This window comes from Kitasatospora cinereorecta (assembly GCF_024172095.1).
Classification (GTDB): Bacteria; Actinomycetota; Actinomycetes; order Streptomycetales; family Streptomycetaceae; genus Kitasatospora; species Kitasatospora cinereorecta.
In genome coordinates, this window is the sequence record NZ_JAMZDX010000003.1 from 1155514 (window position 1) to 1169466 (window position 13953).

General features: G+C 72.9%; 13 protein-coding genes. 9 read left to right on the top strand and 4 right to left on the bottom strand.

Features of this window, described 5'->3' with window-relative positions:
* Window positions 1-270: 270 nt before the first annotated feature.
* Window positions 271-2058 (top strand): glyoxylate carboligase, encoded by a 1788-nt coding sequence (gcl, locus tag FHR36_RS18640; protein WP_253798650.1) that lies wholly within the window; start codon window positions 271-273, stop codon window positions 2056-2058.
* Between the two features lie 89 nt (window positions 2059-2147).
* On the opposite strand, the gene FHR36_RS18645 is transcribed toward gcl, so the two are convergent.
* On the bottom strand, window positions 2148-3332 hold the full coding sequence (locus FHR36_RS18645; protein ID WP_253798653.1) for an alginate lyase family protein: 1185 nt from the start codon (window positions 3330-3332) through the stop codon (window positions 2148-2150).
* 243 nt (window positions 3333-3575) lie between these two features.
* On the opposite strand from FHR36_RS18645, the gene FHR36_RS18650 reads away from it, so the two are divergent.
* A complete protein-coding gene (locus tag FHR36_RS18650) occupies window positions 3576-5480 on the top strand; it encodes an RICIN domain-containing protein (RefSeq protein WP_253798656.1) in 1905 nt (634 codons plus the stop codon).
* Between the two features lie 12 nt (window positions 5481-5492).
* Here FHR36_RS18650 and FHR36_RS18655 read toward each other — a convergent pair whose 3' ends face one another.
* Together FHR36_RS18655 and FHR36_RS18660 are read right to left on the bottom strand one after the other, a co-directional pair.
* A complete protein-coding gene (locus tag FHR36_RS18655) occupies window positions 5493-5750 on the bottom strand; it encodes a DUF4190 domain-containing protein (protein WP_380231660.1) in 258 nt (85 codons plus the stop codon).
* A 33-nt stretch (window positions 5751-5783) separates the two neighbouring features.
* Window positions 5784-5936 (bottom strand): hypothetical protein, encoded by a 153-nt coding sequence (locus FHR36_RS18660; protein WP_253798658.1) that lies wholly within the window; start codon window positions 5934-5936, stop codon window positions 5784-5786.
* Window positions 5937-6130: 194 nt separating this feature from the next.
* Between FHR36_RS18660 and FHR36_RS18665 the strand changes: the two genes are divergently transcribed.
* From FHR36_RS18665 to FHR36_RS18695, 7 genes are all read left to right on the top strand, one after another.
* Window positions 6131-6697 (top strand): TetR family transcriptional regulator, encoded by a 567-nt coding sequence (locus FHR36_RS18665; protein ID WP_253799420.1) that lies wholly within the window; start codon window positions 6131-6133, stop codon window positions 6695-6697.
* Between the two features lie 84 nt (window positions 6698-6781).
* The gene (locus tag FHR36_RS18670; protein ID WP_253798661.1) at window positions 6782-7621 is read left to right on the top strand and encodes a S1 family peptidase; all 840 of its coding nucleotides are present in this window, start codon (window positions 6782-6784) and stop codon (window positions 7619-7621) included.
* 221 nt (window positions 7622-7842) lie between these two features.
* Window positions 7843-8997, top strand: a complete 1155-nt coding sequence (locus tag FHR36_RS18675) for an NAD(P)/FAD-dependent oxidoreductase (protein ID WP_253799421.1) — start codon at window positions 7843-7845, stop codon at window positions 8995-8997.
* A complete protein-coding gene (locus FHR36_RS18680; RefSeq protein ID WP_253798663.1) occupies window positions 8994-9926 on the top strand; it encodes an RNA polymerase sigma-70 factor in 933 nt (310 codons plus the stop codon). Before FHR36_RS18675 ends, FHR36_RS18680 begins: the two co-directional genes overlap by 4 nt.
* A 108-nt stretch (window positions 9927-10034) precedes the next feature.
* Entirely contained in the window at window positions 10035-10634 is a 600-nt protein-coding gene (locus FHR36_RS18685) for a TetR/AcrR family transcriptional regulator (RefSeq protein WP_253798666.1), read from the top strand.
* The gene (locus FHR36_RS18690; protein WP_253798668.1) at window positions 10634-12259 is read left to right on the top strand and encodes an isovaleryl-CoA dehydrogenase; all 1626 of its coding nucleotides are present in this window, start codon (window positions 10634-10636) and stop codon (window positions 12257-12259) included. Before FHR36_RS18685 ends, FHR36_RS18690 begins: the two co-directional genes overlap by 1 nt.
* Window positions 12256-13143, top strand: coding sequence for an amidohydrolase family protein (locus FHR36_RS18695; protein ID WP_253798670.1), 888 nt, complete (start codon window positions 12256-12258; stop codon window positions 13141-13143). Before FHR36_RS18690 ends, FHR36_RS18695 begins: the two co-directional genes overlap by 4 nt.
* A 10-nt stretch (window positions 13144-13153) precedes the next feature.
* On the opposite strand, the gene FHR36_RS18700 is transcribed toward FHR36_RS18695, so the two are convergent.
* Window positions 13154-13939, bottom strand: coding sequence for an inositol monophosphatase family protein (locus tag FHR36_RS18700; RefSeq protein ID WP_253798672.1), 786 nt, complete (start codon window positions 13937-13939; stop codon window positions 13154-13156).
* Window positions 13940-13953 lie beyond the last annotated feature (14 nt).

Here is a 13953-nt window from a genome sequence, read left to right on the forward strand (position 1 = left end):
GACATCACCGACCGTACGGGCATCCGGCCAGGTGGACGAGGTCGATGCCGGACCGGCGATGGTGAAAAACGGACAGCGCGGCCCACCGGGTCCGGGGTCGGTCGGCCGGTGCGGTTGTCGCCTCGTACGCCCCGACCCCGCCCATGGCTGCAACGTTCTGTTGAAAAGACCCTTGACGCTCGGCCGCGCACCGACCTACTTTGCTTTCGCATACCAAAACTATTCTTCCGTATCGTGGAAGACTTAGTGGCCGACCGCAGGAGTGACCCGATGCCTCGTATGACAGCCGCCCGCGCCGCAGTTGAGATCCTCAAGCTCGAGGGCGTTGAGGTTGCGTTCGGCGTGCCGGGCGCCGCGATCAACCCGTTCTACAAGGCCCTCAAGGAGGGCGGCGGCATCCGGCACACGCTGGCCCGCCACGTCGAGGGTGCCTCGCACATGGCCGAGGGGTACACCCGCGCCAAGGCCGGCAACATCGGCGTCTGCATCGGCACCTCCGGTCCGGCCGGCACCGACATGATCACCGGCCTGTACTCGGCGATCGCCGACTCCATCCCGATCCTGTGCATCACCGGCCAGGCGCCGGTCTCCAAGCTGCACAAGGAGGACTTCCAGGCCGTCGACATCGCCTCGATCGCCAAGCCGGTCACCAAGGCCGCGACCACGGTCCTGGAGGCCGCGCAGGTCCCCGGCGTCTTCCAGCAGGCGTTCCACCTGATGCGCTCGGGCCGTCCGGGCCCGGTCCTGATCGACCTGCCGATCGACGTCCAGCTGACCGAGATCGAGTTCGACCCGGAGGCGTACGAGCCGCTGCCGGTCTACAAGCCGGCCGCGACCCGCGCCCAGGCCGAGAAGGCGCTGCGCTACCTGGCGGAGTCCGAGCGCCCGCTGATCGTCGCCGGCGGCGGCATCATCAACGCCGACGCCTCCGAGCTGCTGGTCGAGTTCGCCGAGCTGACCGGTGTCCCGGTCATCTCCACCCTGATGGGCTGGGGCACCATCGCGGACGACCACGAGCTGAGCGCCGGCATGGTCGGTGTCCAGACCTCGCACCGCTACGGCAACGCGACCTTCCTGGAGTCCGACTTCGTCCTCGGCATCGGCAACCGCTGGGCCAACCGCCACACCGGCTACAACCTCGACGCGTACACCAAGGGCCGGACCTTCGTCCACGTCGACATCGAGCCGACCCAGATCGGCAAGATCTTCGCCCCGGACTACGGCTTCGCCTCCGACGCCAAGGCCGCGCTGGAGCGCTTCATCGAGGTCGCCAAGGAGCTCAAGGCCGAGGGCCGGCTGCCGGACTTCTCCGCCTGGGCGGCCTCCGCCCAGGAGCGCAAGGCCACCCTGCAGCGCCGTACGCACTTCGACAACATCCCGCTCAAGCCGCAGCGCGTCTACGAGGAGATGAACCGGGCGTTCGGTCCGGAGACCCGGTACGTCACCACCATCGGCCTGTCCCAGATCGCCGCCGCGCAGTTCCTGCACGTCTACAAGCCGCGCCACTGGATCAACTGCGGCCAGGCCGGCCCGCTCGGCTGGACCATTCCGGCCGCGATCGGCGCCGCCACCGCGGACCCGCAGACCCCGGTCGTCGCGCTCTCCGGCGACTACGACTTCCAGTTCATGATCGAGGAGCTGGCGGTCGCCGCCCAGCACAAGGTCCCCTACGTCCACGTCCTGGTGAACAACGCCTACCTGGGCCTGATCCGTCAGGCGCAGATCGGCCTGGACATCAACTTCCAGGTCAACCTGGAGTTCGAGAACATCAACACCCCCGAGCTCGGCGTCTACGGCGTCGACCACGTCAAGGTCGCCGAGGGCCTGGGCGTGAAGGCGATCCGGGTCACCGACCCGAACGAGCTGGGCGCCGCCTTCGAGCAGGCCAAGAAGCTCGCCGTCGAGCACAGCGTCCCGGTCGTCGTCGAGGCGATCCTGGAGCGGGTCACCAACATCTCGATGAGCCGGACCGTCGACATGAGCGACGTCACCGAGTTCGAGGAGCTGGCCACCGAGCCCGGCCACGCCCCGACCGCGATCAAGGCCCTCAAGGTCTGACCCCAAGTCACCACCCGCGCCGCTCTCGCCGAGGCCGCCCACCCCGCATGTACGGGGTGGGCGGCCTCCGCCGTCCGCGATTCGGGTCGTCAGGCCGGGTTGTCGGCGTGGGTCAGCGTCTCCCAGGCGGTGAACAGGTTGTTGCTGCCGGCCGGGCGCTGCTGCTCGGTCAGCGCCTGGGTGTTGGTCATGCCGTAGCCGAGCCGGTTGTGCAGGGCGTTGTACCCCACCTCGGTGACCGGCCCGAGTCCGAGCTTCAGGCTGCCGCCGCACAGCCAGGACGGCACCGCCCCGCCCAGCTGGTACTGGGCCTGGAAGCCCAGCGCGTGGCGCAGCCGGTCGGCGACCTCCGGGTAGAGGTCCTGGCCCTGGATCCGGCTGGTCTCCGCGACGTGCGAGATCGCGGACAGGCCGTAGCCGGTGTGGGTGAAGTCGCGGCAGGTCTCCTGGGTGAGTCCGTCCACGAAGGTGGACTGGCCCTGCCAGTAGCGGACGATCTCGTCCCGGGTGTCCAGGCCGCTGCCGGGGGCGGTCCTCGGCAGCGCCCCGTCGGAGGAGAGGTAGATGTACGCGGGCACCCGGCCGCGGAACTTCGCCACCGCCTTGTCGTACACCGCCCGGTCGTCCAGGAAGACCGCGATGCCGATGGTGGCCTCGGTCATGCTGAGTTCCCAGTTGCCGTTGGACTGCGAGCCGTTGACGGTCTCCGGCAGGTAGACCGTGCGCAGCATGCCGGCGAACCGGTCGACCCGGTCGGCCGGCCAGCCGCCGTAGGTGTAGCGGATGATCTCGGCGGCGCGCGGCCAGGTGGAGGCCGACCAGGCGCTCTGCAGCGGGGCGTTGCTGTTGGTGTGGTCGGTGATGGTGCCGGACCAGGCGTCCATGATCTGGATCGCCTTGGTGGCGTACCGGCTGTCCCGGGTGATGTACCACTCCAGGGCGAGGGTGTACGCGGCGAGGGCGTCCTCGCGCTCGTCGGTGCAGCCGTGGTTCGGGTTGGAGTAGGAGCCGCACTCGACGACCGCGCGGGGCTTGGGAGTTCGGCTCAGCGAGGCGTACGGCGAGGCGTGCATCCGGTCGTACGCGGCCTTCCACGGCTGCGCCCCGGCCTGCACCTTGCCGCGGACGAAGTCGAGTTGGGCCCGGCTGACCAGGACGCCGGGGTGGGTGAACGCGCTCGGTGCGGCCTGCGCGGCGGGGGAGCCGGTCAGCAGCGAGGCGAGCAGGGCGGTCAGGCCTGCCAGAACGGGCAGGCGCCAGTGGCGACTTGACATGGCCGCGCAGTCAATCAGGGGTCGGCGCCCGCCGTCAAGCGAACCGACTGGAAACCTTCCTGATCGATCTTTGATCGAAGAGCCGAAGGGGGTCGAGCGGTCTTCTCGGGGTTGGTGTTCGGAAGTTGACGGCAATTCGGGCGCTGCCGACGGATTGACGGCCGGCTTTTTTCATGGGTTGAATCAAGTCGGCGCCGTCCGGCGTCCACCCACGTCCCGGCAATGGAAAGGCGGGGCTTCGGCATGCCCTGGCACCTGACAGCCCTCGACACCCCGGCCCGCCGCACCGCGGCGGCCCTGCTCTGCGGCGCGCTCGCCGCGAGCGGACTGCTCACCGCCGCCGCGCCGCCCGCCCGGGCGGCCGGCGAGAGCGTCTCGATCTGGCTCACCACCACCGACGACGCCGGCGGTCGGCACGTCACCCGCGGCCTGCAGCAGCAGGCCCCGACCGCCTTCGCCGCGGGCAGCGGCAGCGGCGGCCGGCAGATCACCGTCGACGAGAACACCCGCTACCAGCAGTTCACCGGCGGCGGTGCCTCGTTCACCGACACCGCCGCCTGGCTGCTGAACAGCAGCGGGGCGCTGTCCGCCGCCACCCGCGATGCGACCATGCGCCGGCTGTTCTCGCCGACCGACGGCATCGGCCTGTCCTTCGTCCGCAACCCGATGGGCGCCTCCGACCTGGCCCGCTACGGCTACACCTACGACGACCAGCCGGCCGGGGCGAGCGACCCGGCGCTGACCGGCTTCTCGATCGCGCACGACCTCGCCGACGTCCTGCCGCTCACCCGGCAGGCCCGCCGGCTCAACCCGCAGCTGTCGGTGATGGCCTCGCCCTGGACCGCCCCCGCCTGGATGAAGGACAGCGGCAGCCTCAACGGCGGCTGGCTGAAGGCCGAGGACTACGGCGCCTACGCCCAGTACTTCGTGAAGTACCTGCAGGCCTACCAGGCCCAGGGTGTGTCGGTGGACTACGTGTCCGTGCAGAACGAGCCCACCTGCTGCGGCGGTTACCCCTCGATGAGCTGGAACGGCTCGGGGCTCGCCTACTTCAGCAGGAACAACCTGCTGCCCGCCCTGGTCGGCGCCGGCCTGGCCACCAAGGAGCTGGCGCTGGACTGGAACTGGGACCAGTACGGCGGGTACGCCGCGCCGGTGGTGGACGACCCGGCGATCCGCAACCACCCCAACTTCGGCGGCATGGCCTGGCACGGGTACGGCGGCGACGTCGCGCAGCAGAGCACGGTGCACGACCAGTACCCGGCCATGGACGCCTTCGACACCGAGCACTCCGGCGGCACCTGGATCGCCGACCAGCAGCGCGAGGACATGCGCAACATCATCGACTACACCCGCAACTGGGGTAAGTCGGTGACCAAGTGGAGCCTTGCGGTGGACCAGGACATGGGCCCGCACAACGGCGGTTGCGGCACCTGCACCGGGCTGGTCACGGTCCACAACGGCGACTCCCGCAGCGGCCAGGTGGACTACACGGTCGAGTACTACACGATGGGCCACCTCACCAAGTTCGTCCGGCCCGGTGCGTACCGGATCGCCTCCACCGCCGATCCGGCCGTCCCGAACGTGGCCTGGCAGAACCCGGACGGCTCCAAGGCGCTGATCGCGTACAACGACAGCGGCAGCGCGCAGAGTGTCCGGGTGGTGTGGGGCGGCCGCTCGTTCGCGTACCAGCTGCCCGCGCACACCTCGGCCACCTTCACCTGGAGCGGGAGCCAGGGCGGCGGTCAGGGCGGCGGGGCGACCGGCCGGGTGACCGGGCTCGGCGGCAAGTGCCTCGACGTGGCGGGCGCCGCGACGGCCGACGGCACCGCCGTCCAGCTGTACGACTGCAACGGGACGTCGGCGCAGAGCTGGACCCTCTCCACCGACGGCACCGTGCGGGCGCTCGGCAAGTGCCTGGACGTGTCCGGTGGTTCGACCGCGGACGGGGCCAAGGTGCAGCTGTGGGACTGCAACGGCAGTGGCGCCCAGCAGTGGACGTACTCCGCGAGCAGCCACGACATCGTCAACCCGCAGGCGAACAAGTGCCTGGACGCGACCGGCAACAGCTCGGCCAACGGCACCCGGGCGCAGATCTGGAGCTGCACCGGCGGCGCGAACCAGAAGTGGACCGCGCCGACCGGCTGAGCCCCGGGCCGGTCAGCCCAGCTGCCAGAGCGTGCCGTGGCCGGCGGCCAGGGTGACGGCCAGCACAGTCAGGTCCGCGACGCCGAGGGCGAGCCCGAGCAGGGCCCGCCCTCGGCGGGCGGTGCCCCGGACCAGGGCGAGCCCGCCGAGGACCAGGGCCAGCGGGCCGAGTACCAGGTTGAAGACCAGCAGGCCGAGCAGGCCCAGAACGAAGGAGGCGACGGCCATCGAGTCGGCCTCGCCGACGTTCTGGCGCTTGGAGACGTTCACGGCAGGACTCCTGGTGGGAGGTCTGGTGGGAGGTCAGGAGCGCCTGGCGCGGGCCAGGCGCTCACGGGCGCCGAAGACGAGCAGCCAGCCGCAGACGGCGGTGGCCGCGGCGAGGAAGACCGGCATCGAGACGTGGGCGGCGGCTCCGGCCAGCACGCCGAGGGCGATGAGCAGCACGAGGAACACGATCGGCCCTTTCGGATAACAACTGTTCGCTGAAACCACTGTAGCGCGGCTGGCCAAAGTCGGCAAACAGTTGTTTACTGAATGGCGTGAATCACACCTCCCACCCCTCGGGCACCCCCACGGTCCCCGCCGCGCCCGCGGCCCCCACCGCCCCCGGCGTCAGACAGGCGCAGAAGCAGCAGACCCGCCGGGCCCTGCTGGACGCGGCCCTCGGCCTGCTGGAGCAGCAGAACCTCAGCGGCCTCGGCGTCCGCGAGGTCACCCGCGCGGCGGGCATGTCGCCGGCCGGGTTCTACCGGCACTTCCCCGACCTCTCCGCGCTGGGTGTGGTGCTGGTCGAGGAGTCGCTGGCCAACCTGCACGACATGTTCCGCGCGGTGTTCGCCGAGAGCGGCGGGGCGGAGCAGCTGATCGACCGTGCCGTCGAGGTGATCGCGGCCCATGTCCGCGAGCACCGTGCCCACGTCCGCTTCCTCGCCCGCGAGCGGCACGGCGGGGTGCGCGAGGTGCGCGGGGCGATCGCCGCCGAACTGCGGAGCTTCGCCGAGGAGGTGGCTGCCGCGCCGGCCGTCCGGCAGGTCACCGAGGGCTGGCCGGCCGAGGACGTCCGGATGCTGGCCGAGCTGTACGTGGACCGGATGGTCTCCACCGCCGCCGCCTTCGTCGAGGCCTCGCCCGAGGAGGGCGAGCGGATCGCCCGGACGGTACGGCTGCAGTTGCGCCTGATCAGCACCGGGAGCCGTCACTGGAACGGGAGTTGACCGACCGTCGGGAGCGGTTGGTCCCTTGACATATCGTCATGAGCACGCCAGCTTGGTGGGACCCCCACACCGAGAGGCACTCTCATGAAGAAGCCGCTCCTCGGCGCGCTGTCCGCGTCGCTGCTGGCGGGCACCGCCGCCCTGGCCGGTGCCGCGCCCGCCTCCGCCGCCTCCGTCACGGCCCCCGCCGTCACCGTCGACTTCGCCGGCACGGTGGCCCTGAGCAACTGCTCCGGCTCACTGGTCCGGATGCCCGGCTCGACCGCGAGCGACCCGGCGCTGGTGATGACCAACGGCCACTGCCTGGAGACCGGCATGCCCGGCGCCGGCGAGGTCGTCGTCAACCAGTCGTCCAATCGCAGCTTCACGCTGCTCAGCTCCACCGGCGGCCGGCTCGGCACGGTGCGCGCCAGCAAGGTCGCGTACGCCACGATGACCGACACCGACGTCACCGTCTACCAGCTGAGCAGCAGCTACGCGACCATCACCTCGCGCTACGGGATCAAGCCGCTGACGCTCTCCACCACGCACCCGGCGGCCGGCGCCGGCATCAAGGTGGTCTCCGGGTACTGGAAGAAGATCTACTCCTGCAACGTCGACGGCTTCGTCTACCGGCTCAAGGAGGGGGAGTGGACCTTCAAGGACTCGGTCCGCTACACCTCCGCCTGCGACACCATCGGCGGGACCTCCGGCTCGCCGGTGGTCGACACCGCCAGCGGCCAGGTCGTCGCCATCAACAACACCGGCAACGAGAACGGCGAGCGCTGCACGGTCGACAACCCGTGCGAGGTGGCCGCCGACGGGACGGTCACGGTCCGCCAGGGCATCAACTACGCCCAGGAGACGTACTCCATCCCCGCCTGTTTCGGCCCCGGCAACAAGCTCGACCTCACCCGCGCCGGGTGCGTCCTGCCGCGCCCCTGAACCACCCTCCCCGGGAGCCACCCGCCATCCCCCCGGCGGGTGGCTCCTCCCTTTCCCCGCCCGTCCCGGGGCGGCGGTGTCACAACTGCCGGGCCCGCGGTGTCCTGTGGTCGAATCCCTGCAACGGAGGAGACACCGTGACCAACCAGACCGTGACCGACCAGGCCGGGAGCACCGGGCACACCGAGGTCGTCGTGGTCGGCGGCGGGTACGCCGGCGTGATGGCCGCCAACCGGCTGACGCAGCGCCGCGACGTCGACGTGACCCTGATCAACCCCCGTCCGGACTTCGTCGAGCGGATCCGCCTGCACCAGGTGGTCGGCGGCAACCACCCGGCCGTCATCGACTACCGCACCGTCCTGGCCGGCCGGGTACGGCTGCTGGTCGACACCGTGACCCGGATCGACACCGCCGGCCGGAGCCTGGAGCTGGCGAGCGGCCGCGCCGCCGGCTACCACCACCTGGTGTACGCGGTCGGCAGCGGCAGCGCCGACCCGCGGGTCCCCGGAGCCGCCGAGTTCGCCCACCCGATCGCCACCCTGGAGGAGGCGCACCGGCTGGCACCGGTCGTCGCCGCCGCGCCCCGGACGGCCCCGGTGACGGTGGTCGGTGCCGGTCCGACCGGCATCGAGACCGCCGCCGAGCTGGCGGAGTCCGGCCGCGCCGTCACCCTGCTCTGCGGCGGAGTGCTCGGCCCGTACCTGCACCCGCGGATCCGGCGGGCGGTGGCCCGGCGGCTGGCCGCGCTCGGCGTGGCGGTGGCCGACGGGCCGGGCAGCAGGGTCGCCGCAGTGACCCGCGACAGCGTCCGCCTCGCCGACGGGCGCGAGCTGCCCAGTGCGGTGACCGTCTGGACCGCCGGCTTCGGCGTCCCCGACCTGGCCGCGCGCAGCGGGCTGAGCACCGACGCCCTCGGCCGCCTGCTCACCGACGAGACACTGACCAGCGTGGACGACCCGTACATCGTCGCGGCCGGGGACTCGGCGGCCCCCTCCGACCTGCCGTTCCGGATGAGCTGCCAGGCCGCCGGTCCGCTCGGCGCGCACGCCGCCGACACCCTGCTCGCCCGGATCGCCGGCCGCCGGCCCGAGCCGATCACCCTCGGCCTCGCCGGCCAGTGCCTCAGCCTCGGCCGCCGGACCGGGGTCTTCCAGCTCTCCCACCGCGACGACACCGCGACCGCGTTCCACCTCGGCGGCCGCCCGGGCGGCAGGCTCAAGGAGTTCATCTGCCGCAGCACCGTCAGGATGATGGCCGACGAGGCGGCCGAGCCCGGCGCGTACTCCTGGCAGTGGTCGGGGGACGGCGGCCGCCCGCAGCGGCTGGCGGGCCACCGCGACGCGTCGCGGGCGGGCGCCGGGCGGGCCGCGCGGTGACGGCCGAGCACCCCGACGCCGTCCGCGACCCCGGCGCCCCCGCCGACCCGGCGACCGAGGCCTTCACCGCCCACCGCAACCTGCTCTTCACCGTCGCCTACGAGATGCTCGGCTCGGCCGCCGACGCCGAGGACGTCCTCCAGGAGACCTGGCTGCGCTGGGTCGAGGTCGACCTCGCCGAGGTGCGCGACCGGCGCGCCTACCTGGTCCGGATCACCACCCGTCAGGCGCTCAACCGGCTGCGCACCCTGAGCCGCCGCCGGGAGTCCTACGTCGGCCCGTGGCTGCCCGAACCACTGCTCACCACGCCGGACGTGGCGCAGGACGTGGAGCTGGCCGAGAGCGTCTCGATGGCGCTGATGCTCGTCCTCGAGACGCTCGCGCCGACCGAACGGGCCGTCTTCGTGCTGCGCGAGGTCTTCGACGTCGGGTACGAGGAGATCGCGGCCGCCGTCGACAAGAGCCCCGCCGCGGTCCGTCAGATCGCGCACCGGGCCCGCCGGCACGTCGACGCCCGGCGCCCCCGGGTGACCGTCTCCGCGCGGGAGACCCGGGCGGCCCTGGAGTCCTTCCGGCGCGCGCTCACCACCGGGGACCTGCAAGGCCTGTTCGACGTGCTCGCCCCCGAGGTGGTCATGATGAGCGACGGCGGCGGGGTCAAGCAGGCCGCCCGGCGGCCGATCGTCGGCGCCGACAAGGTGGCCCGCTACCTGTTCGGCGGCGCCGGCCGGGTCGGGGCCGCGCTCACCGTCGAGACCACCCAGGTCAACGGCCGGCCGGCCCTGGCGCTGCGGCTGGACGGCGTGCTGGACGGCGTCCTCGCGGCGCGCGTGGAGGACGCGCGGATCACCGGCCTGTACTACGTCCGCAACCCCGAGAAGCTCACCCGGGTCGCCTCCGCGGCCCCGCTCACCCTCGGCCGCTCCTGATCCGGAGGGCGGCCCGGCGTGATCCCGAGGGCGACCCGGGGTGAAGCCGGAGGGCGGCCCGGGGCGAGCCTCTTCACCAAGAACTGAATCAGTGCTTCAATCCTTCCTGTGGCCTACCGTCGTACCCCCGCCGTCCAAGCCCGCCTCGACGCGCAGCGCGACGCCGTCCTGCGGGCGGCCGTGGCCCTGCTCGCCGAGCAGGGCTACGCCGGCTGCTCGGTCGCGGCGGTGGCCCGGCAGGCCGGCATCGCCACCGGCACCGTGTACCAGCACTTCGCCGGCAAGGCGGACCTCTCCGTCGAGCTGTTCCGCACCGTGGTCGGCCGCGAGGTCGCCGCGGTCACCGAGGCGGCCGAGCGCGCCGACGGCCCGCTGCAGCGGGTCGCCGCCGTCGTCGAGACCTTCGCCGCCCGTGCGCTGAGGGCCCCCCGGCTGGCGTACGCGCTGCTCGCCGAGCCGGCCGACCCGGTCGTGGAGGCCGAGCGGCTGGTCTTCCGCCGCGCCTTCCGCGACCTGTTCGCCACCCAGGTCGCCGCGGCCGCCGCCGCCGGCCTGATCCCGCCGCAGAACGCCGAACTGACCGCCGCCGCCGTGGTCGGCGCGGTCGGCGAGGCCCTGGTCGGGCCGCTCGCGGCCGGCGGCGTACCCCCCGACCGGCTGATCCCGGCCCTGGTCACCTTCACCCTGCGCGCCCTGGGAGGGCAGTGATGGCAGCAACGCACGAGGTCACCAACCAGGTGCCCGACCCGTTCGGCCACGACGTGGCGGCCGACCCCACCCTGCTCGCCGCCCTGCACCGGGCCGGCGCCGGCTGGGCCGAGGAGGACCTGCACCGGCTGGGCGTCCTGGCCGGGTCCGAGCAGGCCTGGGACTGGGCCCGCGGCGCCAACGACCACCCGCCGGTGCTGCGCACCCACGACCGCTACGGCCACCGCGTCGACGAGGTCGAGTTCCACCCGTACTGGCACGAGCTGATGCGCACCGCCGTCTCGCACGGCCTGCACGCCGCCCCCTGGCGCGAGACGCGGCCCGGCGCGCACACCGCCAGGGCGGCGAAGTTCTACGTCTGGGGTCAGGTCGAGGCCGGCCACACCTGCCCGGTGTCGATGACCTACGCGGCCGTCCCGGCCCTGCGCACCACCCCCGAACTCGCCTCCTGGCTGGAGCCGTTGCTCGCCTCGACCGAGTACGACTTCGGCCTGCGCGAGCCGCACGGCAAGCGCGGCCTGATCGCCGGCATGTCGATGACCGAGAAGCAGGGCGGCTCGGACGTCCGGGCCAACACCACCACCGCCGCGCCGCAGCCGGACGGCACCTACCGGCTGGTCGGCCACAAGTGGTTCACCTCGGCCCCGATGTCGGACGTCTTCCTCACCCTCGCCCAGGCCCCCGGCGGGCTCAGCTGCTTCCTGCTGCCCCGCGTCCTCCCGGACGGCTCGCGCAACCCGATCCGGCTCCAGCGGCTGAAGGACAAGCTCGGCAACAAGTCCAACGCCTCTTCCGAGATCGAGTACGAGGACGCCGTCGGCTGGCTGGTCGGCGAGGAGGGCCGCGGCGTGCGGACCATCATCGAGATGGTCAACATGACCCGCCTCGACTGCACCGTCGGCGCCGCCTCCGGCATGCGCTACGGCGCCTTCCGCGCCGTCCAGCACGCCACCCACCGGCGGGCGTTCGGCGCCGCGCTGATCGACCAGCCGCTGATGCGCAATGTGCTCGCCGACCTGGTGGTGGAGTCCGAGGCGGCCACCGCCGTGGCCATGCGGCTGGCCGAGTCCACCGACCAGGCCCTGGCCGGCGACGAACAGGCCGCCCTGGTCCGACGGTTGGGGCTCGCGGTGGCCAAGTACTGGGTCTGCAAGCGCGGACCGATGCACGCCGCCGAGGCACTGGAGTGCCTGGGCGGCAACGGCTACGTCGAGGAGTCCGGCATGCCCCGGCTCTACCGGGAGGCGCCGCTGGTCTCCATCTGGGAGGGCTCCGGCAACGTCGCCGCACTCGACGCCCTGCGCGCCATGGCCCGCCAACCCGCCGTCGTGGAAGCCCTGCTGGGCGAGATCGACCTCGCGAGCGGCGCCGACCGGCGGCTGGACGCGGCCGTCGCGGGCCTGCGCAAGCAGCTCGGCGACACCTCCGACCTCGAGTACCGCACCCGCCGCCTGGTCGAACAGCTCGCCCTCGCCTTCCAGGGCTCGCTGCTGGTCCGCCACGGCTCCCCGGCGGTCGCCGACGCCTTCTGCGCCTCCCGCCTCGGCGGCGACCACGGCGGCGCCTTCGGCACCCTGCCGGTCGGCGCGGACACCGGGGCCATCCTGGACCGGGTCCGCCCGTGAGCGAGCCCGGCACCGGCGTCGAGGGGACGGAAGTCCGCGCGTTCTGGCAGGAGTTGGGACTGCCCGGACTGATCGACGTGCACACCCACTTCATGCCTGAGCGGGTGCTCGCCAAGGTCTGGGCGTACTTCGACGCGGTCGGCCCGCTCACCGGGCGGCCCTGGCCCATCGCCTACCGCGACGCCGAGCAGCAACGGGTCGACCGGCTGCGGGAGTTCGGCGTCCGCGCCTTCACCTCGATGCTCTACCCGCACAAGCCCGCGATGGCCGCCTGGCTCAACTCCTGGGCCGCCGACTTCGCCGCCCGCACCCCGGACTGCCTGCACACCGCCACCTTCTACCCCGAGGAGGGCGCCGCCGGCTACGTCACGACGGCGCTCGACCGGGGCGCCCGGGTGTTCAAGGCCCACCTCCAGGTCGGGGCGTACGACCCGGCCGACCCGCTGCTGGACGACGTCTGGGGCGTACTCGCGGAGTCCGGCACCCCGGTGGTCACCCACTGCGGGTCCGGCCCCGTCCCCGGCAAGCACACCGGCCCCGGACCGATCGGCGCGGTACTCGCCCGCCACCCCCGGCTGCGCCTGGTCGTCGCCCACCTCGGCCTGCCCGAGTACGGCGAGTTCCTCGACCTCGCCGACCGCCACCCCCGGGTCCACCTGGACACCACCATGGCGTTCACCGACTTCAGCGAGGAGCTCGCGCCCTTCCCGCGCCACGAGCTGCCCCGCCTGAAGGCCCTCGGCGACCGCGTCCTGCTCGGCACCGACTACCCCAACATCCCGTACGGCTACGCCCACGCCCTGCACGCCCTGGCCCGCCTCGACCTCGGCGATGCGTGGCTGCGCGGCGTCTGCCACGACAACGCCGCCCGGCTGTTCGGGTAGCCCCGTCCGGTCACTCGATCTCCCGCAGGACGGCGAGCAGGTCGCCGTGCAGGCTCGGCGCGGCGGCCACGAAGCTGTCGGCGGCGGGGGTCCAGCGCCCGCCGCGGGCATCGGTGACGCGGGCGCCGGCCTCGCGGGCGATCAGGGCGCCGGGCAGGAGGTTGCCGGCGTCCGAGCCGTACTCCCAGAACAGGCTGAGGTGGCCCGAGCCGACCTGGGCGACCTGCAGCGCGGTGGGGCCGAGGTTGCGGACCGCGAGGACCCACGGCAGGACGGCGCTCAGCGACTCCCCGGCCCGGCGCAGCGCGACCGGGTCCTGCGCGACCAGCGGCGGCTGGCTGGTGGCGGCCACCGCCGCCGACAGCTCGCGGCGGGCCGGGGCCATTGCCCGGCCGTCCAGCACGGCGCCGCCGCCGAGTTCGGCGGCGTAGGTGGCGCCGACCCGCGGGGCGTGCACCACGGCCAGCACCGGCTCGCCGTCCCGGACCAGGGTGGCGGTGACCGCCCAGTGCGGCATCCCGTGCAGGTACTGCACCGCCCCGTCGGTGGCGTCGCACACCCACCACTCGCCGTCGGCCGGCACCCGGGAGGCCAGCTCGTCCTCCAGCCAGCCCGCGCCGGGCCGCAGCCGGGTCAGCCGCTCCCGCAGCAGCGCCGACGCCGGGTCGTCGAGCGCGGTGAACACCTCCAGCGCGTCGGCGAGCGTGACCGCGGGCGCGGGCTCGGTGCCCTGCCGCCCGACCAGGTGGTCCCCGACGACCCGGACCGCCTCGACCGTCTCCGCCAGCAGCTCCATCTCCGGTTCCTTCC